The sequence below is a fragment of the Pseudomonas sp. L5B5 genome (assembly GCF_020520285.1).
Lineage (GTDB): Bacteria > Pseudomonadota > Gammaproteobacteria > Pseudomonadales > Pseudomonadaceae > Aquipseudomonas.
Window position 1 is genome coordinate 4,883,071 of the sequence record NZ_CP084742.1, and the last position, 19,970, is coordinate 4,903,040.

Annotated in this window: 16 protein-coding genes, 6 tRNA genes and 3 rRNA genes; 21 read left to right on the top strand and 4 right to left on the bottom strand. The window is 54.4% G+C overall.

Annotation, left to right across the window (positions count from 1 at the left end):
• Positions 1-72: 72 nt before the first annotated feature.
• Together LGQ10_RS22290 and hemJ are read right to left on the bottom strand one after the other, a co-directional pair.
• Positions 73-1,041, bottom strand: a complete 969-nt coding sequence (locus LGQ10_RS22290; protein WP_058437216.1) for an NAD(P)H-dependent flavin oxidoreductase — start codon at positions 1,039-1,041, stop codon at positions 73-75.
• Between the two features lie 32 nt (positions 1,042-1,073).
• Positions 1,074-1,505, bottom strand: a complete 432-nt coding sequence (gene hemJ, locus LGQ10_RS22295) for a protoporphyrinogen oxidase HemJ (protein ID WP_058437217.1) — start codon at positions 1,503-1,505, stop codon at positions 1,074-1,076.
• Positions 1,506-1,642: 137 nt separating this feature from the next.
• On the opposite strand from hemJ, the gene argC reads away from it, so the two are divergent.
• Positions 1,643-2,677, top strand: a complete 1,035-nt coding sequence (argC, locus tag LGQ10_RS22300; protein ID WP_226523225.1) for an N-acetyl-gamma-glutamyl-phosphate reductase — start codon at positions 1,643-1,645, stop codon at positions 2,675-2,677.
• Between the two features lie 169 nt (positions 2,678-2,846).
• On the top strand, positions 2,847-3,197 hold the full coding sequence (gene erpA, locus LGQ10_RS22305; protein WP_226523226.1) for an iron-sulfur cluster insertion protein ErpA: 351 nt from the start codon (positions 2,847-2,849) through the stop codon (positions 3,195-3,197).
• 69 nt (positions 3,198-3,266) lie between these two features.
• Here the strand turns inward: erpA and LGQ10_RS22310 are convergent, their stop codons facing one another.
• On the bottom strand, positions 3,267-4,358 hold the full coding sequence (locus tag LGQ10_RS22310; protein ID WP_226523227.1) for an anhydro-N-acetylmuramic acid kinase: 1,092 nt from the start codon (positions 4,356-4,358) through the stop codon (positions 3,267-3,269).
• Positions 4,359-4,361: 3 nt separating this feature from the next.
• Entirely contained in the window at positions 4,362-5,783 is a 1,422-nt protein-coding gene (locus LGQ10_RS22315) for a peptidoglycan DD-metalloendopeptidase family protein (RefSeq protein ID WP_058436445.1), read from the bottom strand.
• A 210-nt stretch (positions 5,784-5,993) separates the two neighbouring features.
• On the opposite strand from LGQ10_RS22315, the gene tyrS reads away from it, so the two are divergent.
• The 19 genes from tyrS (at position 5,994) to rplL (ending at position 19,953) form a co-directional block, all read left to right on the top strand.
• Positions 5,994-7,193: a tyrosine--tRNA ligase gene (tyrS, locus tag LGQ10_RS22320; RefSeq protein WP_226523228.1), complete on the top strand. Its 1,200-nt coding sequence runs from the start codon at positions 5,994-5,996 to the stop codon at positions 7,191-7,193.
• A gap of 552 nt (positions 7,194-7,745) precedes the next feature.
• A 16S ribosomal RNA gene (locus tag LGQ10_RS22325) occupies positions 7,746-9,282 on the top strand.
• A 123-nt stretch (positions 9,283-9,405) separates the two neighbouring features.
• Positions 9,406-9,482, top strand: a tRNA-Ile gene (locus tag LGQ10_RS22330).
• 10 nt (positions 9,483-9,492) lie between these two features.
• Positions 9,493-9,568 (top strand) — tRNA-Ala (locus tag LGQ10_RS22335).
• Between the two features lie 216 nt (positions 9,569-9,784).
• A 23S ribosomal RNA gene (locus tag LGQ10_RS22340) occupies positions 9,785-12,675 on the top strand.
• Between the two features lie 145 nt (positions 12,676-12,820).
• Positions 12,821-12,936 (top strand): 5S ribosomal RNA (rrf, locus tag LGQ10_RS22345).
• Together the 16S, 23S and 5S rRNA genes with 2 tRNA genes alongside form the textbook arrangement of a ribosomal RNA operon.
• A gap of 241 nt (positions 12,937-13,177) precedes the next feature.
• Complete coding sequence (birA, locus tag LGQ10_RS22350; RefSeq protein WP_226523229.1) at positions 13,178-14,137, top strand: bifunctional biotin--[acetyl-CoA-carboxylase] ligase/biotin operon repressor BirA; 960 nt, start codon at positions 13,178-13,180, stop codon at positions 14,135-14,137.
• 188 nt (positions 14,138-14,325) lie between these two features.
• Positions 14,326-14,772, top strand: coding sequence for a hypothetical protein (locus LGQ10_RS22355; protein ID WP_226523230.1), 447 nt, complete (start codon positions 14,326-14,328; stop codon positions 14,770-14,772).
• Between the two features lie 142 nt (positions 14,773-14,914).
• Positions 14,915-14,999: transfer RNA gene (locus LGQ10_RS22360), tRNA-Tyr, on the top strand.
• Positions 15,000-15,023: 24 nt separating this feature from the next.
• Positions 15,024-15,097: transfer RNA gene (locus LGQ10_RS22365), tRNA-Gly, on the top strand.
• A gap of 26 nt (positions 15,098-15,123) precedes the next feature.
• Positions 15,124-15,199, top strand: a tRNA-Thr gene (locus tag LGQ10_RS22370).
• 84 nt (positions 15,200-15,283) lie between these two features.
• Positions 15,284-16,477 carry an elongation factor Tu gene (tuf, locus tag LGQ10_RS22375; protein ID WP_226523231.1) on the top strand — a complete coding sequence of 398 codons (1,194 nt, stop codon included), beginning with the start codon at positions 15,284-15,286 and terminating at the stop codon, positions 16,475-16,477.
• A gap of 54 nt (positions 16,478-16,531) precedes the next feature.
• Positions 16,532-16,607: transfer RNA gene (locus LGQ10_RS22380), tRNA-Trp, on the top strand.
• A 45-nt stretch (positions 16,608-16,652) separates the two neighbouring features.
• A complete protein-coding gene (gene secE / locus LGQ10_RS22385) occupies positions 16,653-17,021 on the top strand; it encodes a preprotein translocase subunit SecE (RefSeq protein WP_226523232.1) in 369 nt (122 codons plus the stop codon).
• A 9-nt stretch (positions 17,022-17,030) separates the two neighbouring features.
• Positions 17,031-17,564, top strand: a complete 534-nt coding sequence (gene nusG / locus LGQ10_RS22390) for a transcription termination/antitermination protein NusG (RefSeq protein WP_002555501.1) — start codon at positions 17,031-17,033, stop codon at positions 17,562-17,564.
• Between the two features lie 117 nt (positions 17,565-17,681).
• On the top strand, positions 17,682-18,113 hold the full coding sequence (gene rplK, locus LGQ10_RS22395; protein ID WP_003176435.1) for a 50S ribosomal protein L11: 432 nt from the start codon (positions 17,682-17,684) through the stop codon (positions 18,111-18,113).
• Complete coding sequence (gene rplA, locus LGQ10_RS22400; RefSeq protein WP_226523233.1) at positions 18,113-18,808, top strand: 50S ribosomal protein L1; 696 nt, start codon at positions 18,113-18,115, stop codon at positions 18,806-18,808. Before rplK ends, rplA begins: the two co-directional genes overlap by 1 nt.
• 198 nt (positions 18,809-19,006) lie before the next feature.
• Positions 19,007-19,507: a 50S ribosomal protein L10 gene (gene rplJ, locus LGQ10_RS22405; RefSeq protein WP_025132369.1), complete on the top strand. Its 501-nt coding sequence runs from the start codon at positions 19,007-19,009 to the stop codon at positions 19,505-19,507.
• Between the two features lie 80 nt (positions 19,508-19,587).
• Positions 19,588-19,953, top strand: a complete 366-nt coding sequence (rplL, locus tag LGQ10_RS22410; protein ID WP_058437692.1) for a 50S ribosomal protein L7/L12 — start codon at positions 19,588-19,590, stop codon at positions 19,951-19,953.
• Positions 19,954-19,970: the final 17 nt, after the last annotated feature.

Sequence of the window (19,970 nt, forward strand, 5' to 3'; positions counted from 1 at the left end):
ATGAAGACTTACATAAAGACGCATAGTTTAAGGCCAGCGCCCCCCGGCTGGCCAAGAAACTATGAGAACTGGTTATCGTGGCCAGCGTTTGGTTAGTAGTCCTGAGCGCTCCTGGGCGCTGCGGTATTCCTTGTCCAGTCGTTCGATCAGTTGATCGACGCCGGGCAGGTCGTTGATTTCGCCCACGCCCTGGCCGGCGGACCATACGGTTTTCCAAGCCTTGGCTTCGTCGCTGATGGGTTTGAGCTTGGAGCCGAAATTGATCTCGCCCTTGCCCTGCAGGGCATCCAGGTCGAAGCCCGCGTTCTCCAGGCTCTGACGCATGAAGCTGGCGGGTACTCCAGAGACCGCGGCGGTATGCACGATATCGGCGGCGCGAGAGCCCAGCAGCATGTCCTTGTAACCCTGGGGCGCATGGCTTTCAGAGGTGGCAATGAAACGTGTGCCCAGGTAGGCCAGGTCGGCGCCCAGCACCTGGGCTGCGAGAATTTCGTGCCCATGATTCAGGCAACCGGCCAGTAGCAGGGTCTTGTCGAAGAACTGGCGGATCTCGGCGATCAGCGAGAACGGGCTCCAGGTTCCGGCATGGCCACCGGCACCTGCTGCGACGGCAATCAGGCCATCGACTCCGGCCTGGGCGGCTTTTTCCGCATGACGTCGAGTCGTCACGTCGTGGAATACCAGGCCGCCGTAGCTGTGCACGGCATCCACCACTTCCTTGACTGCTCCCAGGCTGGTGATGACGATCGGCACCCTGTGCTCGATACAGATCTGCAAATCGGCCTGCAGCCGTGGGTTGCTGTTGTGCACGATCAGGTTCACGGCATAGGGCGCCGGATTTTCCAGGAGGCTCAGGCCCGCCTCGATCTCCTCGAGCCAGGCCTTGAAGCCGCTGCTCTCGCGTTGGTTGAGCGCCGGGAAGGTACCGACCACACCGTTGCGACAGCAGGCCAGGACCAGTTCGGGGTTGGAGATCAGGAACATCGGTGCTGCCACCACTGGCAGGCGCAAGCGTTGTTCGAGCAAAGCGGGCAGAGACATCGGTATACCCCCAGGGATGCGGCTAGATAGAGTCAGAACGGTCGTACGACGACCAGAATTACAATAGCCAGCAATAGCAGGACCGGTATTTCATTGAACCAGCGATAAAAGACATGGCTGCGGCCGTTTTCGCCACGGGCGAAGCGTTTCACCTGTGCGCCGCACATATGGTGGTAGCCGATCAGGATCACCACCAGAGTCAGCTTGGCGTGCATCCAGCCACCCTGGCTGAAGTAGGCGCCGGGGTTGAGACTGATCAGCCCGATGCCGAAGACCAGCGCCGCGATCATTGCCGGCCCCATGATGAAGCGATAGAGCTTGCGCTCCATGATGCAAAAGCGTTCTCGGCTGATGCTGTCTTCGCTTTGGGCGTGGTAGACGAACAGGCGCGGCAGGTAGAATAGGCCGGCGAACCAGCAGACCACACTGACGATATGAAAGGCCTTGAGCCATAGATAAAGCATGTTTTGGTTATCCCCCAGATTCACGGTGGCGACGATAGTAGAGGGTAGAGCGGGCGCACGTCACCTTGGCGGTTGTCGCAGGGGGTTGCCGCCTCTATTATCGACAGCTTTCCAATGGGTTCGTTGAGGACAGGTTTATGGTCAAGGTCGGTATCGTCGGCGGCACGGGTTACACCGGTGTCGAGCTGCTGCGTCTGTTGGCACAGCATCCGCAGGCGCGGGTAGAGGTCATCACCTCGCGATCCGAGGCAGGCTTGGCCGTTGCCGACATGTATCCGAACCTGCGTGGCCACTATGACGGTCTGGCTTTCAGTGTTCCGGACGTCAAGACCCTGGGGGCTTGTGATGTGGTGTTCTTCGCCACGCCCCACGGTGTTGCCCATGCACTGGCTGGCGAACTGCTGGCTGCAGGGACCAAGGTCATTGATTTGTCGGCGGACTTCCGCCTGCAGGATGCCGATGAATGGGCCACGTGGTATGGCCAGCCCCATGGTGCTCCGGCGTTGTTGGACGAGGCGGTCTATGGCCTGCCGGAAGTCAATCGCGAGCAGATCAAGCGGGCTCGCCTGATCGCAGTCCCGGGTTGCTACCCGACGGCCACCCAGCTGGGGTTCCTGCCACTGCTTGAGTCCGGCCTGGCCGATAGCACCCGCCTGATCGCCGACTGCAAGTCCGGAGTCAGTGGTGCAGGGCGTGGTGCAAGCGTGGGGTCGTTATATTCGGAAACTTCCGAGAGCATGAAGGCCTATGCGGTCAAGGGGCATCGTCACCTGCCGGAGATTCGCCAGGGGCTGCGTCGGGCAGCGGGCAAGGATGTAGGTTTGACCTTTGTGCCGCACCTGACCCCGATGATTCGCGGCATCCATTCCACACTCTATGCCACAGTCGTGGACAGGTCGGTGGACTTGCAAGCACTGTTCGAGAAGCGCTACGCCGATGAGCCTTTTGTCGACGTTATGCCGGCGGGCAGCCATCCGGAGACGCGTAGCGTGCGTGGTGCCAACGTCTGTCGGATTGCCGTGCATCGGCCGCAGGATGGCGACCTGGTGGTGGTGCTGTCGGTGATCGACAACCTGGTCAAGGGAGCTTCCGGCCAGGCGGTGCAGAACCTCAATATCCTGTTTGGCCTGGATGAACGTCTGGGACTGTCACACGCGGGCATGTTGCCTTGAAGTCGTTGCATTCATCATGCAAAAGGCCCGTCTGACGGGCCTTTTTGCGTTATGGGCGTCCCTGTACGACTATTGATATACCGTAACAATAGTTGACCGCTTTTCTGGGAGAAGCGGATAATGCGCGTCATCACGCAGTATGGCGGCGTAGCGCCGGGAGATAGTCAGCATGAGCGTTGAATCCTTCACCCCCATGGCTTTGCAATTCACTCAAGGTGCAGCGCACAAGGTGAAGACGCTGGTCGATGAAGAGGGTAATGATCGCTTGAAGCTGCGCGTATTCGTTACGGGCGGCGGTTGTTCGGGGTTTCAGTACGGTTTCACCTTCGATGAAGAAGTAGCCGAAGATGACACCATCGTTGAACGCGAAGGTGTGAGCCTGGTTGTCGACCCCATGAGTTTCCAGTATCTGGCAGGTGCTGAAGTGGACTATCAGGAAGGCCTTGAGGGGTCGCGGTTCGTGATCAAGAACCCTAATGCCACCACCACCTGTGGTTGCGGGTCGTCGTTCTCGATCTGACTGATCAGCAAGAGCTTTTCTCGAGCGCCGCACGGGCCGATGGTCCTGCGGCGTTTTGCTGTCCGGCGCTCAGGCCGGATAGATGGCACCCAGAATGCGCAAGCCACGGGCTCCGGTAACGCTGGGGCGATTGCCGGCAATACCTTCCAGGCAGCAGTGGGCCAGCCAGGCAAAGGCCATGGCTTCAACCCAGTTCGGGTCCACGCCGTAAACAGCGGTGCTGTTGACCTGAGTTGAGGGCAGAAGCGCCGCAAGGCGTTGCATCAGGGTTGTGTTGTGGGCGCCGCCACCACACACCAGCAACTCCTGAGTGTCGAGTTGGGCGGATTGCAGAGACTCGGCAATGGTCACAGCTGTCAGTTCCAGCAGTGTGGCTTGTACGTGCTCGGCGGGGATCGCCTGGTGTTGCGCCAGGTGCTGCTGTAACCACGGGAGGTTGAAGACTTCTCGTCCAGTGCTTTTGGGCCCGAGGGTGGCGAAGAATGGGTCGCCGAGCAGGGACTTCAGTAGCGCAGGATCAACTTGGCCGCTGGCTGCCCATTGGCCGCCCTGATCGAACTCTTCCCCCCGCTGGAGCTGGATCCAGGCATCGAGCAGGACATTACCCGGACCGCAGTCGAAGCCGGCGACCGGCTTGTCGGTCTCGATCAGGCTCAGATTGCTGAAGCCTCCTACGTTCAATACCGCACGGTTGCCCGGTCGTTGTTCGAACAGCGCTTCGTGAAATGCCGGGACCAGAGGGGCGCCTTGCCCGCCTGCAGCCACATCACGGCTGCGGAAATCGCTGACGACACTAATCCCGGTGAGTTCGGTCAGCAGCGCCGGGTTGCCTATCTGCACGGTGAAACCGCGGCTCGGTTCGTGGCGCACGGTTTGTCCGTGGCTGCCGATGGCCCGGATATCCCGGGCTTGCAGTCGTTGTTGTTGCAGGAGGCTGTGAATGCCATCTGCCGCCAGTTGCACCCAGTGTTGCTGGGCGATGGCGGAGCGGGCGATCTCGTCGGGGCCGCTGGCGCACAAGCTCAGGAGCTCGGCGCGGAGGGAGGAGGGCATGGGAATGTAGTGGGTGGCGACCAACTGGATCGCCGGGCTCTGTTCGATCAGGGCGATGTCCAGGCCATCAAGGCTGGTCCCGGACATTACCCCTATATAGAGCGCCATGGCTCAGCGCTTGCTCGAGGCCAGCATGGTGGCCTTTTCCTGGTCCATCCGGGCCATCAGTGGTTGGCTCTGCTGAAGAAAGCGTGGACGCTCGGCTTTGGCGATCGGGTCGGCCATGGGCAGCTTCTGTCCGAGTGGATCCACGTGGACCCCGTTGACCTGGAACTCGTAGTGCAGGTGCGGGCCGGTGGAGAGGCCGGTGGTGCCGATGTAACCGATTACTTGTCCCTGTTTCACCGAGCCGCCGGTCTTGACGCCTTTGGCGAAGCCTTGCATGTGGCCATATAAGGTGCGGTAGGTGTTGCCGTGCTGAATGATCACAGTGTTGCCGTAGCCGCCACGACGACCCGCCAGCAGCACCTTGCCATCGCCGGCAGCCTTGATTGGCGTGCCTCGTGGCGCGGCATAGTCGACGCCCTTGTGAGCACGGATCTTGTTCAGAATGGGGTGCTTGCGACCCGCGGAAAAGCGCGAGCTGATGCGGGCGAAGTCCACTGGCGTGCGGATAAAGGCCTTGCGCATGCTGCTACCGTCGGCGGTGTAGTAGCTACTGGAGCCCTGTTTGTTGGTATAGCGCACGGCAGTGTAGGTCTTGCCACGGTTGGTGAAGCGCGCCGAGAGGATATTGCCAGTCCCCACGACCTTGCCGTTGGCCACTTTCTGCTCGTAGATCACGTCGAACTCGTCACCCTGGCGAATGTCCTGGGCGAAGTCGATGTCGTAACCGAAGACGTTGGCCATGTCCATGGTCAGGCTATGGGAAAGGCCGGCACGAGCAGCCGACTGTGACAGGGAGCTATTGATCACACCGTGGATGTAAGCGGAGCGGACCACAGGCTTGGTGATGACCTTGGCGAAGGAAAAGCCTTTTGCACCTTTAGTCAGCGTGATGGTTTCAAGGTCACTGACCTTGCTATGAAGCTTGTTCAGTTGACCGTCGGGGGTCAATTCGAATTCGAGCTTCTGGCCATGCTTGAGCTGGGAAAACTGCTTGGCCTGCTTGTCGCTGGCCAGTACCTCATGGACTGCGGTTGCTGGCAGGCCGACCTTCTCGAACAGGGTGGAGAGGGTATCGCCCTTTGAGACGATGACCTCGCGGTGACCTGGGGCCTTGGGTTCTTCTGGAGCGGCGGGAATTGGCTCGCTTTTGGCGGTTTCTGTGGTGGGTTGTGTGGTGTCGTCGATTTGCGCGAATGGTGAAGCAGCTGCTTCGTTTGTGGCTTGATCGACGGATGCAGCGTCTTGATCTTGTCGCAGTTGCTCGATCGGGCTTTCCAGATCAAGACTCAAGGTCGTTTTTTTTGCCTCGACATCGCTGGAAGGGAATACCAGCAGGGCCAGGCTTAGAAGGGCTGCGATACCACTTGCGGCGAGCAGGTGGCTCTTCGGATAAAGCGGTGGCGCTTTAGTCGGTTCGGTGCTCATAGGTAATTTGACTTTGAAAAAGATGAAATGGAAAAGATGAATGACATGATGAAGATGAAATAACTGTATAAAATATAACCAAATCATCTGTGACGCAAGCGTGCGGGTACTCCCTTCCCCTGATGTCTCCGTACGCCGGGCAAAACTTGTAATTAGTCCGTGATCTTGTATGGTTGGTTCCTTTTTGAATCTGAGCCTTGCGGGTCTGTTATGAAGTCGGTTGAAGAACAGCTAGCGCTGATCAAACGTGGTGCGGAAGAGTTGTTGGTCGAGTCCGAGCTGATCGAGAAGCTCAAGCGCGGCGAGCCGCTGCGTATCAAGGCGGGCTTCGATCCGACTGCGCCGGACCTTCATCTCGGGCATACCGTGCTCATTAATAAGCTGCGTCAGTTCCAGGAGCTCGGGCATCAGGTGATCTTCCTGATTGGCGACTTCACCGGGATGATTGGTGATCCGAGTGGTAAAAGCGCCACACGTCCACCATTGACTCGCGAGCAGGTTCTGGAAAACGCCGAGACCTACAAGAGCCAGGTCTTCAAGATCCTGGACCCAGCCAAGACCGAGGTGGCATTCAACTCCACCTGGATGGACAAGATGGGGCCTGCGGACTTCATTCGCCTCACCTCCCAATACACTGTTGCGCGCATGCTGGAGCGAGATGACTTCGACAAGCGCTATTCGACCAACCAGCCCATCGCTATTCACGAGTTTCTCTATCCACTGGTGCAGGGTTATGACTCGGTAGCTTTGCGGGCGGATGTCGAGTTGGGGGGCACCGACCAGAAGTTCAATCTCCTGATGGGGCGTGAACTGCAGCGCGGTTATGGTCAGGAAGCCCAGTGCATCCTGACGATGCCACTGCTTGAGGGCTTGGATGGCATCAAGAAGATGTCTAAATCTCTGGGTAACTATGTTGGTATCCAAGAGGCGCCAGGTGTGATGTACAGCAAGCTGGTGTCCATTCCTGATGCCTTGATGTGGCGCTATTTCGAGTTGCTTAGCTTCCGCTCGATGGATGAGATCAATGCGCTCAGGGCTGATGTAGAGGCCGGTGCAAATCCGCGTGACATCAAGATCAAGCTGGCTGAAGAGATCGTGGCGCGTTTCCATGGCGAGGAAGCTGCCGCGAATGCTCATCGTGCTGCGGGCAATCGTATGAAGGATGGCGAGCTTCCGGATGATCTGCCTGAGGTCGAGTTGGTTGCTGCTGAAGATATGCCGATTGCGGCTGTCCTTAATAAGGCCGGGCTGGTAAAGAACTCGGCGGTCGCGCGGGATCTTTTGGGGGCTGGCGGTGTGCGGGTGGATGGTCAGGTCGTAGATCGTGCCTTTATATGTGTGCTGGGCTCGAGCTATGTTTGCCAGGCCGGGAAGAAGGCATTTGCACGTATCACGCTGAAATCCGAGTAAAGCTGAAATTAAGTGTTGACGGCAGATTCTACAGGTCTATAATTCGCCCCACTTCCGGCGCAGTCGAAACGGAAAATTCCTTGAGATTCAATGAGTTACATGGTTTTCGACAGCGGTAACGCTTCAGTTCATCGAAGCCCAGAAGGAGCTGATAAGGCAGCGTTTTTCGCCTTGTTAGCGTTTCGATCCTCTCGATCGAAAGCGGATAAAAAGAGGTGTTGACAGCAGCGTGTAGCGCTGTAGAATTCGCCTCCCGCTGACGAGAGATCGGAAGCGCAAGTGGTTGAAGTTGTTGAAGAAATCTTCGAAAGCTTCTGAAAATAATCACTTGACAGTAAATGAGGCTGCTGTAGAATGCGCGCCTCGGTTGAGACGAAAGCTCTTAACCAACCGCTCTTTAACAACTGAATCAAGCAATTCGTGTGGGTGCTTGTGTAGTCAGACTGATAGTCAGAAAGATTATCAGCATCACGAGTGACCATGCGAGAAATCACATAGTCATTTGAGATTGCTGAGCCAAGTTTAGGGTTACTTAAAAACCCAAGCAGTATTGAACTGAAGAGTTTGATCATGGCTCAGATTGAACGCTGGCGGCAGGCCTAACACATGCAAGTCGAGCGGATGAAGTAAGCTTGCTTACGGATTCAGCGGCGGACGGGTGAGTAATGCCTAGGAATCTGCCTGGTAGTGGGGGATAACGTTTCGAAAGGAGCGCTAATACCGCATACGTCCTACGGGAGAAAGCAGGGGACCTTCGGGCCTTGCGCTATCAGATGAGCCTAGGTCGGATTAGCTAGTTGGTGAGGTAATGGCTCACCAAGGCTACGATCCGTAACTGGTCTGAGAGGATGATCAGTCACACTGGAACTGAGACACGGTCCAGACTCCTACGGGAGGCAGCAGTGGGGAATATTGGACAATGGGCGAAAGCCTGATCCAGCCATGCCGCGTGTGTGAAGAAGGTCTTCGGATTGTAAAGCACTTTAAGTTGGGAGGAAGGGCAGTAAGCTAATATCTTGCTGTTTTGACGTTACCGACAGAATAAGCACCGGCTAACTCTGTGCCAGCAGCCGCGGTAATACAGAGGGTGCAAGCGTTAATCGGAATTACTGGGCGTAAAGCGCGCGTAGGTGGTTTGTTAAGTTGGATGTGAAAGCCCCGGGCTCAACCTGGGAACTGCATCCAAAACTGGCAAGCTAGAGTATGGTAGAGGGTGGTGGAATTTCCTGTGTAGCGGTGAAATGCGTAGATATAGGAAGGAACACCAGTGGCGAAGGCGACCACCTGGACTGATACTGACACTGAGGTGCGAAAGCGTGGGGAGCAAACAGGATTAGATACCCTGGTAGTCCACGCCGTAAACGATGTCAACTAGCCGTTGGGAGCCTTGAGCTCTTAGTGGCGCAGCTAACGCATTAAGTTGACCGCCTGGGGAGTACGGCCGCAAGGTTAAAACTCAAATGAATTGACGGGGGCCCGCACAAGCGGTGGAGCATGTGGTTTAATTCGAAGCAACGCGAAGAACCTTACCAGGCCTTGACATGCAGAGAACTTTCCAGAGATGGATTGGTGCCTTCGGGAACTCTGACACAGGTGCTGCATGGCTGTCGTCAGCTCGTGTCGTGAGATGTTGGGTTAAGTCCCGTAACGAGCGCAACCCTTGTCCTTAGTTACCAGCACGTTATGGTGGGCACTCTAAGGAGACTGCCGGTGACAAACCGGAGGAAGGTGGGGATGACGTCAAGTCATCATGGCCCTTACGGCCTGGGCTACACACGTGCTACAATGGTCGGTACAGAGGGTTGCCAAGCCGCGAGGTGGAGCTAATCCCACAAAACCGATCGTAGTCCGGATCGCAGTCTGCAACTCGACTGCGTGAAGTCGGAATCGCTAGTAATCGCGAATCAGAATGTCGCGGTGAATACGTTCCCGGGCCTTGTACACACCGCCCGTCACACCATGGGAGTGGGTTGCACCAGAAGTAGCTAGTCTAACCTTCGGGAGGACGGTTACCACGGTGTGATTCATGACTGGGGTGAAGTCGTAACAAGGTAGCCGTAGGGGAACCTGCGGCTGGATCACCTCCTTAATCGACGACATCAGCTGCTTCATAAGCACCCACACGAATTGCTTGATTCATTGAAGAAGACGATAGAAGCAGCTTTAAGCTCCAAGCTGATAGCTCCAAGCTAACAGTTACAAGCTCGAAATTGGGTCTGTAGCTCAGTTGGTTAGAGCGCACCCCTGATAAGGGTGAGGTCGGCAGTTCGAATCTGCCCAGACCCACCAATTTTGTTATGGGGCCATAGCTCAGCTGGGAGAGCGCCTGCCTTGCACGCAGGAGGTCAGCGGTTCGATCCCGCTTGGCTCCACCATAAACTGCTTCGAAAAGCTTAGAAATGAGCATTCAGACACGAATGTTGATTTCTAGTCTTTTGATTAGATCGTTCTTTAAAAATTTGGGTATGTGATAGAAAGATAGACTGAACACTACTTTCACTGGTAGTGGATCAGGCTAAGGTAAAGTTTGTGAGAACAAACTTTCGGCGAATGTCGTCTTCACAGTATAACCAGATTGCTTGGGGTTATATGGTCAAGTGAAGAAGCGCATACGGTGGATGCCTTGGCAGTCAGAGGCGATGAAAGACGTGGTAGCCTGCGAAAAGCTTCGGGGAGTCGGCAAACAGACTGTGATCCGGAGATGTCTGAATGGGGGAACCCAGCCATCATAAGATGGTTATCTTGTACTGAATACATAGGTGCAAGAGGCGAACCAGGGGAACTGAAACATCTAAGTACCCTGAGGAAAAGAAATCAACCGAGATTCCCTTAGTAGTGGCGAGCGAACGGGGACTAGCCCTTAAGCTTCTTTGATTTTAGCGGAACGCTCTGGAAAGTGCGGCCATAGTGGGTGATAGCCCTGTACGCGAAAGGATCTTAGAAGTGAAATCGAGTAGGACGGGGCACGAGAAACCTTGTCTGAATATGGGGGGACCATCCTCCAAGGCTAAATACTACTGACTGACCGATAGTGAACTAGTACCGTGAGGGAAAGGCGAAAAGAACCCCGGAGAGGGGAGTGAAATAGATCCTGAAACCGTATGCGTACAAGCAGTGGGAGCAGACTTTGTTCTGTGACTGCGTACCTTTTGTATAATGGGTCAGCGACTTATATTCAGTGGCAAGCTTAACCGAATAGGGGAGGCGTAGCGAAAGCGAGTCTTAATAGGGCGTTTAGTCGCTGGGTATAGACCCGAAACCGGGCGATCTATCCATGGGCAGGTTGAAGGTTAGGTAACACTGACTGGAGGACCGAACCGACTACCGTTGAAAAGTTAGCGGATGACCTGTGGATCGGAGTGAAAGGCTAATCAAGCTCGGAGATAGCTGGTTCTCCTCGAAAGCTATTTAGGTAGCGCCTCATGTATCACTGTAGGGGGTAGAGCACTGTTTCGGCTAGGGGGTCATCCCGACTTACCAAACCGATGCAAACTCCGAATACCTACAAGTGCCGAGCATGGGAGACACACGGCGGGTGCTAACGTCCGTCGTGAAAAGGGAAACAACCCAGACCGTCAGCTAAGGTCCCAAAGTTATGGTTAAGTGGGAAACGATGTGGGAAGGCTTAGACAGCTAGGAGGTTGGCTTAGAAGCAGCCACCCTTTAAAGAAAGCGTAATAGCTCACTAGTCGAGTCGGCCTGCGCGGAAGATGTAACGGGGCTCAAACCATACACCGAAGCTACGGGTATCACGTAAGTGATGCGGTAGAGGAGCGTTCTGTAAGCCTGTGAAGGTGAGTTGAGAAGCTTGCTGGAGGTATCAGAAGTGCGAATGCTGACATGAGTAACGACAATGGGAGTGAAAAACTCCCACGCCGAAAGACCAAGGTTTCCTGCGCAACGTTAATCGACGCAGGGTTAGTCGGTCCCTAAGGCGAGGCTGAAAAGCGTAGTCGATGGAAAACAGGTTAATATTCCTGTACTTCTAGTTATTGCGATGGAGGGACGGAGAAGGCTAGGCCAGCTTGGCGTTGGTTGTCCAAGTTTAAGGTGGTAGGCTGAGATCTTAGGTAAATCCGGGATCTTAAGGCCGAGAGCTGATGACGAGTTGCCTTTAGGCGACGAAGTGGTTGATGCCATGCTTCCAAGAAAAGCTTCTAAGCTTCAGATAACTAGGAACCGTACCCCAAACCGACACAGGTGGTTGGGTAGAGAATACCAAGGCGCTTGAGAGAACTCGGGTGAAGGAACTAGGCAAAATGGCACCGTAACTTCGGGAGAAGGTGCGCCGGTGAGGGTGAAGGACTTGCTCCGTAAGCCCATGCCGGTCGAAGATACCAGGCCGCTGCGACTGTTTATTAAAAACACAGCACTCTGCAAACACGAAAGTGGACGTATAGGGTGTGACGCCTGCCCGGTGCCGGAAGGTTAATTGATGGGGTTAGCGCAAGCGAAGCTCTTGATCGAAGCCCCGGTAAACGGCGGCCGTAACTATAACGGTCCTAAGGTAGCGAAATTCCTTGTCGGGTAAGTTCCGACCTGCACGAATGGCGTAACGATGGCGGCGCTGTCTCCACCCGAGACTCAGTGAAATTGAAATCGCTGTGAAGATGCAGTGTATCCGCGGCTAGACGGAAAGACCCCGTGAACCTTTACTATAGCTTTGCACTGGACTTTGAGCTTGCTTGTGTAGGATAGGTGGGAGGCTTTGAAGTGGGGACGCCAGTTCTCATGGAGCCATCCTTGAAATACCACCCTGGCAATCTTGAGGTTCTAACTCAGGTCCGTTATCCGGATCGAGGACAGTGTATGGTGGGTAGTTTGACTGGGGCGGTCTCCTCCTAAAGAGTAACGGAGGAGTACGAAGGTGCGCTCAGACCGGTCGGAAATCGGTCGTAGAGTATAAAGGCAAAAGCGCGCTTGACTGCGAGACAAACACGTCGAGCAGGTACGAAAGTAGGTCTTAGTGATCCGGTGGTTCTGTATGGAAGGGCCATCGCTCAACGGATAAAAGGTACTCCGGGGATAACAGGCTGATACCGCCCAAGAGTTCATATCGACGGCGGTGTTTGGCACCTCGATGTCGGCTCATCACATCCTGGGGCTGAAGCCGGTCCCAAGGGTATGGCTGTTCGCCATTTAAAGTGGTACGCGAGCTGGGTTTAGAACGTCGTGAGACAGTTCGGTCCCTATCTGCCGTGGACGTTTGAGATTTGAGAGGGGCTGCTCCTAGTACGAGAGGACCGGAGTGGACGAACCTCTGGTGTTCCGGTTGTCACGCCAGTGGCATTGCCGGGTAGCTATGTTCGGAAAAGATAACCGCTGAAAGCATCTAAGCGGGAAACTTGCCTCAAGATGAGATCTCACTGGGATCTTGAATCCCCTAAAGGGCCGTCGAAGACTACGACGTTGATAGGTTGGGTGTGTAAGCGCTGTGAGGCGTTGAGCTAACCAATACTAATTGCCCGTGAGGCTTGACCATATAACACCCAAGCAATTTGCGAACTCGAAAGAGGCCAGATTGCGGTGTGTGAAGATGACAGACCGAAAGTTTGAAGCACAAACCAAACCTATTACATACCCATTTGCTGGCTCGTTGCATAAGCAACGGATCGGCTCCAGAATTTCTTGACGACCATAGAGCGTTGGAACCACCTGATCCCATCCCGAACTCAGTAGTGAAACGATGCATCGCCGATGGTAGTGTGGGGTTTCCCCATGTGAGAGTAGGTCATCGTCAAGATTAAATTCCGAAACCCCAATTGCGAAAGCAGTTGGGGTTTTGTCTTTGTGCGCGGAAAACATGCCAGTGGCTCGGCTGAAGGAGTCCCCACGCTGCAACTGGCTGATCCTCCTGCCGTGCTGTTCCTTCTCCTCCTTGCATATCTTGTGTTCCAGGACTGCTCAATGGTTTGCATGGCGATTTCTATGCAATGGCCTTGGGCATGGATATCATGCCAAGCTCATTGTGACTTGGAATTTTCATGCCAACGCTGTTAGAGCTTCTTAAGGATGGACGATTTCACTCAGGGCAAGCCCTTGGGGAGGCGCTAGGTGTCAGTCGTAGTGCTATCTGGAAGCAGCTGCAGCTTCTTGAGGCAGAGTTAGGTCTTGTTATTCATAAGGTTCGGGGGCGTGGATATCAGTTGGCTTCTCCGATTATGTTGTTGAGCGCCAAAGAAATTCTCGGATACTCCTCTGATTTGGGCTGGGATATCCGGATTCACGACTCCATCGATTCGACGAATGCAGAAGCGTTGCGCTTCATTGAGCGTGGGGGTTCTGCGCCGGCCCTTGTGGTTGCAGAGCGACAAACTGCAGGGCGCGGGCGGCGAGGTCGCAAGTGGGTCAGTCCCTTTGCTGAAAATATTTATTACAGCCTTGTGCTTCGTGTCGAAGGTGGAATGCGGCAGTTGGAAGGGCTTAGCCTTGTCGTTGGGCTAGCTGCCATGCATACACTTAGAGAGTGCGGGGTACCAGGGGCAGGTTTGAAATGGCCAAATGATGTTTTGGTCGGTCAGAAAAAAATTGCCGGAATCCTTTTGGAGTTGGTTGGAGATCCGGCCGATGTTTGCCATGTGGTCCTGGGGGTCGGGATTAATGTGAATATGCAGCGCTCTGAAGAGGTCGGTCAAGAATGGACTTCTGTGAGGCTACAGTCCGGCAAGGTTGTAGATCGCAATCGTCTGATTGCTCGTTTGAATGAGGTTCTGGCGATGTATCTGGCACGTCATCGTTCGGAAGGTTTCTCCGTTATTCAGGATGAGTGGGAAAAAAACCATCTTTGGCAAGGTTGTGCGGTATCGCTCATTGCAGGTGTAAGCAAGGTTGATGGCGTTGTGCTCGGAATAGATCGACAAGGCGCCTTGCGCTTGAGTGTGGACGGCGCAGAGAGGGTATACAGCGGCGGTGAGCTCAGTTTGAGATTGCGTGCGGATTCTTGAGTTCTGCCATGGAAGGGATTTTGCTCTCTCTCGGGTTCTCCGGTTGAGCGGTTTATGGCTTTCTCACCTGAGTGCCTAATGAGAGCGATAGAGGCGTGATCAGCCGCCTTCCTGGTGCGTAAGGGAAGTGATATGGGGTCTGGTCTATGTTGGGGTAGCTGTCATTGACCCTTTGTCCTGAGGTTTTTATGCGCTGGTTGTTTCTCTTGTTGTTGGTTCTCAATGGTTTTTACTACGTCTGGCATCAGCAAGAAGCGCCGCTTCGTGCAAAAGAGGTCATGCCTTTGGCGCTCTATCGTGGTTCTCAGCAGGATATTCGGTTATTGAGTGAGTCTGCAGGCTCGATGGAGCGTCGGAATGGGAATCAAGGTGAGGAGGCTGGTGCCGGTTGCCTCTATCTTGGTGGTTTCCTTCGTCGAGAGTCGGCGCAGTCGCTCGAGCAGCAACTGGTCGGGCTAGGTCTGGATATCCGACTGCAATCCATCGCAGGGGGGGCAACTCCGGGGTTCTGGCTGCGCATATCTCCTGAAAGCAGGCATTTACTGGACGATTCCCAGTTGCAGAACCTTGCTAAGGAATTCAATGAGTTAAAACATAAAATAATGCCATGTCAGGGGGTTGCAACTGGCGATTAGGTTGCATAGAATGGCGCCCGCTCCGCAGTGAAGACTTCTTGAAGTTGAAGCTTAAGAGCAGCGTCAATGCAGCTAACCTCAAGATTTTATTGAGAAAATGCTTGACAGAAGGGTGGCATGATATAGAATGTCGCCTCGCTTAGGAGGGGTTCCCGAGCGGCCAAAGGGATCAGACTGTAAATCTGACGTCTACGACTTCGAAGGTTCGAATCCTTCCCCCTCCACCAGATTTAGCGAGAGCTGCCGGCTCCGCGGGTATAGTTTAGTGGTAGAACCTCAGCCTTCCAAGCTGATGATGCGGGTTCGATTCCCGCTACCCGCTCCAAGTTCGCAGGTTTTGCAAAGTGTTACGCTCTTGTAGCTCAGTTGGTAGAGCACACCCTTGGTAAGGGTGAGGTCAGCGGTTCAAATCCGCTCAAGAGCTCCATATAACAAGGCAGATATGAAAATATCTGCCTTTGTTTTAATGGCTTTAGTGACTTGCTTAATTCTTCTCCTAGGGGTGACTTCGATGGCTAAGGAAAAGTTCGAACGTAATAAGCCGCACGTTAACGTGGGTACTATCGGTCACGTTGACCACGGTAAAACCACTCTGACTGCTGCTCTGACTCGCGTTTGCTCCGAGGTTTTCGGTTCGGCCAAGGTTGACTTCGACAAGATCGACAGCGCCCCGGAAGAAAAAGCTCGTGGTATCACCATCAACACCGCTCACGTTGAATACGATTCGGCTGTGCGTCACTACGCGCACGTTGACTGTCCAGGTCACGCCGACTACGTAAAAAACATGATCACCGGTGCTGCCCAGATGGATGGCGCGATCCTGGTTTGTTCGGCTGCTGATGGTCCGATGCCACAAACTCGTGAGCACATCCTGCTGTCCCGTCAGGTTGGCGTTCCGTACATCGTTGTCTTCCTGAACAAGGCTGACATGGTTGATGATGCTGAGCTGCTGGAGCTGGTTGAGATGGAAGTGCGCGATCTGCTGAGCACTTACGACTTCCCAGGTGACGACACTCCGATCATCATCGGTTCGGCTCTGATGGCTCTGAACGGCCAAGACGACAACGAAATGGGTACCACCGCTGTTAAGCGTCTGGTAGAAACTCTAGATACCTACATTCCAGAGCCAGAGCGTGCAATCGACAAGCCGTTCCTGATGCCAATCGAAGACGTGTTCTCGATCTCCGGTCGTGGCACCGTGGTAACTGGCCGTGTTGAGCGTGGCATCGTTCGCATCCAGGAAGAAGTTGAGATCGTTGGTCTGCGCGATACTCAGAAAACTACCTGCACCGGCGTTGAAATGTTCCGCAAGCTGCTCGACGAAGGTCGTGCTGGCGAGAACTGCGGCGTTCTGCTGCGCGGCACCAAGCGTGATGATGTTGAGCGTGGTCAGGTTCTGGTTAAGCCAGGTACCGTTAAGCCGCACACCAAGTTCACTGCAGAAGTTTACGTTCTGAGCAAGGAAGAAGGCGGTCGTCATACTCCGTTCTTCAAAGGCTACCGTCCACAGTTCTACTTCCGTACTACTGACGTGACTGGTAACTGCGAGCTGCCAGAAGGCGTTGAAATGGTAATGCCAGGTGACAACATCCAAATGGTTGTTACTCTGATCAAAACCATCGCGATGGAAGATGGTCTGCGTTTCGCTATCCGTGAAGGCGGTCGTACCGTCGGCGCTGGCGTCGTAGCCAAAGTCATCGAGTAAGTTGTTGCAATATTCTAATCGGGCCGGCATAATGGTCGGCCTGATTTTGTTTTTAGGTCAGTAGCTCAATTGGCAGAGCGACGGTCTCCAAAACCGTAGGTTGGGGGTTCGATTCCCTCCTGACCTGCCAGATTCACTCAATGTATCTGGCTTTCTTTTTACAGGATCTTCATAGATGACTCCTAAGGCTGAAGCTCAAGGTTCTCGCTTCGATCTGCTGAAGTGGCTCGTTGTTGTCGCTTTGGTGGTTGTTGGTGTTGTTGGTAATCAGTATTACTCTGGCTCTCCAATCCTGTACCGTGTCTTGGCTCTGCTTGCTATTGCTGCTCTCGCTGCTTTTGTTGGTTTGCAGACTGCAAAAGGTAAGTCGTTCTTCGTCCTGGTTAAAGAAGCTAGAACTGAGATTCGTAAAGTCGTATGGCCTACTCGTCAGGAGACCACGCAGACCACGCTGATCGTTGTGGCTGTGGTTTTGGTCATGGCATTGCTGCTGTGGGGGCTTGACTCCCTCCTGGGTTGGCTCGTTTCCTTGATTGTTGGCTAAGGGTGTCCCGTGGCTAAGCGTTGGTACGTAGTGCATGCTTACTCGGGTTACGAGAAGCATGTCATGCGCTCGCTGATCGAGCGTGTGAAACTGGCTGGCATGGAAGATGGCTTTGGCGAAATTCTGGTCCCCACTGAAGAAGTGGTTGAGATGCGTAATGGCCAGAAACGCAAAAGTGAGCGTAAGTTCTTTCCAGGCTATGTGCTGGTTCAGATGGATATGAATGAGGGTACTTGGCACTTGGTCAAGGATACTCCTCGCGTTATGGGCTTTATTGGTGGGACTGCCGACAAACCGGCTCCTATTACTGATAAAGAGGCAGAAGCAATTCTGCGTCGCGTTGCTGATGGTAGTGACAAGCCAAAGCCCAAGACTTTGTTTGAGCCGGGTGAAGTGGTCCGTGTTACTGATGGTCCATTCGCTGACTTCAACGGTACCGTTGAAGAGGTTAACTACGAAAAGAGCCGGATCCAAGTGGCTGTGCTTATTTTCGGTCGCTCTACTCCGGTAGAGCTAGAGTTCAGTCAGGTCGAAAAGGCATAACTGAACGAGAATCCCATACCCCGCAGCCATAGGCTGTGGGGTTTTTTCGTCACTGGGATAAACGCGCAAGTAACCGGGGAGCCTTTTAGGCGTCTGAACCCGTAATTGGAGTGCCTCATGGCTAAGAAGATTACTGCTTACATCAAGCTGCAAGTTAAGGCCGCTCAGGCCAACCCAAGTCCGCCCGTTGGTCCTGCTCTGGGTCAGCATGGCGTGAACATCATGGAATTCTGCAAGGCTTTCAACGCCCGTACTCAGGGTCTCGAGCCAGGCCTGCCGACTCCTGTGATCATCACTGTTTACAGTGACCGTAGCTTCACTTTCGAAACCAAGAGCACCCCTGCTTCGGTTCTGTTGAAGAAAGCTGCCGGTTTGACCAGCGGCTCAGCTCGTCCGAACACCGTTAAGGTTGGCACTGTTACCCGTGCTCAGCTGGAAGAGATCGCGAAAACCAAAAACGCCGATCTGACAGCAGCTGATATGGATGCAGCCGTGCGCACTATCGCCGGTTCTGCTCGTAGCATGGGCCTTAACGTGGAGGGTGTGTAATGGCTAAGCTGACCAAGCGTCAAAAGGCTATCGCTGGCAAGATTGAAGCAGGTAAAGCCTACAGTTTTGTAGATGCTGCCTCTCTCCTGGCCGAGCTGTCGACCGTTAAGTTCAGTGAGTCCGTAGACGTCGCTGTGAACCTGGGCGTAGACCCACGTAAGTCTGACCAGGTTGTTCGCAGCGCTACCGTGCTGCCGCACGGCACTGGCAAGACCGTTCGTGTTGCTGTGTTCACCCAGGGTCCAGCTGCTGAGGCAGCCTTGGCTGCCGGTGCTGATCGTGTAGGTATGGACGATCTGGCTGCCGAAATGAAAGGCGGCGACCTGAGCTATGACGTGGTTATCGCTTCTCCGGATGCAATGCGCGTCGTAGGTCAGCTGGGTCAGGTTCTGGGTCCTCGTGGTCTGATGCCTAACCCGAAAGTTGGTACCGTGACTCCAGACGTAGCTTCGGCTGTTAAGAACGCCAAGGCTGGTCAGGTTCGTTATCGTACCGACAAAAACGGCATCATTCACACCTCCGTTGGCAAGGTCGGCTTCGACGCCGTCAAGCTGAAGGAAAACGTTGAAGCTCTGATCGCTGACCTTAAGCGCATCAAGCCAGCTTCCTCGAAAGGTATCTACGTTAAGCGCGTTACCCTGAGCACCACGATGGGCCCAGGTCTGGTCATCGACCAGAGCTCGCTGGACGTATAAGACACGAACTGACGCTATCAATTTCGTCAGTTGGAAAATTGGGGTCCCTGCCTGGCGGGGGCTATCCAAGACCGTAGGCGACGCAAGTCTTAAACCACAAGCCTACGCAGATGGTGCTCCCGGTTCCTTACCGAATCAGACACCAAAACGACATCCAGCTCAGGTTGGATGAAACGGTAACAAGCAGGAGTTAAACCCGTGGCAATTAAACTCGAAGACAAGAAGGCCATCGTCGCTGAAGTCAACGAGGCTGCCAAAGCTGCTCTGTCCGCTGTCGTGGCTGATGCCCGTGGTGTGACAGTAGGCGCTATGACCGGACTCCGTAAAGAGGCCCGCGAAGCTGGTGTTTATGTGCGTGTCGTACGTAACACCTTGCTCAAGCGCGCTGTTGAAGGCACTCAATATGACGTGCTCAACGACGCGTTCGTCGGCCCTACCCTGATTGCATTCTCCAAGGAACATCCGGGCGCTGCTGCCCGTATTTTCAAAGAGTTCGCAAAGGGTCAGGACAAGTTCGAGATCAAGGCAGCTGCGTTCGAGGGCAAGTACCTCGCAGCAAACGAGATCGACGTGTTGGCTTCGCTGCCAACTCGCGACGAAGCTATTGCGAAGCTGATGAGCGTGATTCAAGGCGCTACCAGCAAGCTGGCTCGTACTCTGGCGGCTATTCGCGACCAGAAAGAAGCTGCTGCTGCCTAAGGCACCGCAAGCCCTTTCAAAATCATACGTTTAATTTGATGGCTGCGTAGGCTGTCACCCCAATACAGGAATCTATAGTCATGTCTCTGACTAACGAGCAAATCATCGAAGCTATCGGCCAGAAAACTGTTCTGGAAGTTGTTGAGCTGATCAAAGCGATGGAAGAAACCTTCGGTGTTACCGCTGCTGTTGCCGCTGCTGGCCCAGCTGCTGTTGCTGCTGTTGCTGAAGAGCAAACCGAGTTCAACGTTATCCTGGCTGAAGCTGGCGATAAGAAAGTGAACGTGATCAAGGCAGTACGTGAGCTGACCGGTCTGGGCTTGAAAGAAGCCAAGGCAGTAGTTGACGGTGCTCCTGGCATGGTTCTGGAAGGCGTTGCTAAAGAAGCCGCTGAAAAAGCCAAAGCCGCTCTGGAAGAAGCAGGCGCTAAAGTCGAGCTCAAGTAAGCATCGACTTTGTGTCT

Excerpts from the sequence above, each read along its gene's own strand:
- LGQ10_RS22290 (WP_058437216.1), bottom strand. The coding sequence starts at position 1,041 with ATGTCTCTGCCCGCTTTGCTCGAACAACGCTTGCGCCTGCCAGTGGTG.
- hemJ (WP_058437217.1), bottom strand. The coding sequence starts at position 1,505 with ATGCTTTATCTATGGCTCAAGGCCTTTCATATCGTCAGTGTGGTCTGC.
- argC (WP_226523225.1), top strand. The coding sequence starts at position 1,643 with ATGGTCAAGGTCGGTATCGTCGGCGGCACGGGTTACACCGGTGTCGAG.
- erpA (WP_226523226.1), top strand. The coding sequence starts at position 2,847 with ATGAGCGTTGAATCCTTCACCCCCATGGCTTTGCAATTCACTCAAGGT.
- LGQ10_RS22310 (WP_226523227.1), bottom strand. The coding sequence starts at position 4,358 with ATGGCGCTCTATATAGGGGTAATGTCCGGGACCAGCCTTGATGGCCTG.
- LGQ10_RS22315 (WP_058436445.1), bottom strand. The coding sequence starts at position 5,783 with ATGAGCACCGAACCGACTAAAGCGCCACCGCTTTATCCGAAGAGCCAC.
- tyrS (WP_226523228.1), top strand. The coding sequence starts at position 5,994 with ATGAAGTCGGTTGAAGAACAGCTAGCGCTGATCAAACGTGGTGCGGAA.
- birA (WP_226523229.1), top strand. The coding sequence starts at position 13,178 with ATGCCAACGCTGTTAGAGCTTCTTAAGGATGGACGATTTCACTCAGGG.
- LGQ10_RS22355 (WP_226523230.1), top strand. The coding sequence starts at position 14,326 with ATGCGCTGGTTGTTTCTCTTGTTGTTGGTTCTCAATGGTTTTTACTAC.
- tuf (WP_226523231.1), top strand. The coding sequence starts at position 15,284 with ATGGCTAAGGAAAAGTTCGAACGTAATAAGCCGCACGTTAACGTGGGT.
- secE (WP_226523232.1), top strand. The coding sequence starts at position 16,653 with ATGACTCCTAAGGCTGAAGCTCAAGGTTCTCGCTTCGATCTGCTGAAG.
- rplK (WP_003176435.1), top strand. The coding sequence starts at position 17,682 with ATGGCTAAGAAGATTACTGCTTACATCAAGCTGCAAGTTAAGGCCGCT.
- rplA (WP_226523233.1), top strand. The coding sequence starts at position 18,113 with ATGGCTAAGCTGACCAAGCGTCAAAAGGCTATCGCTGGCAAGATTGAA.
- rplL (WP_058437692.1), top strand. The coding sequence starts at position 19,588 with ATGTCTCTGACTAACGAGCAAATCATCGAAGCTATCGGCCAGAAAACT.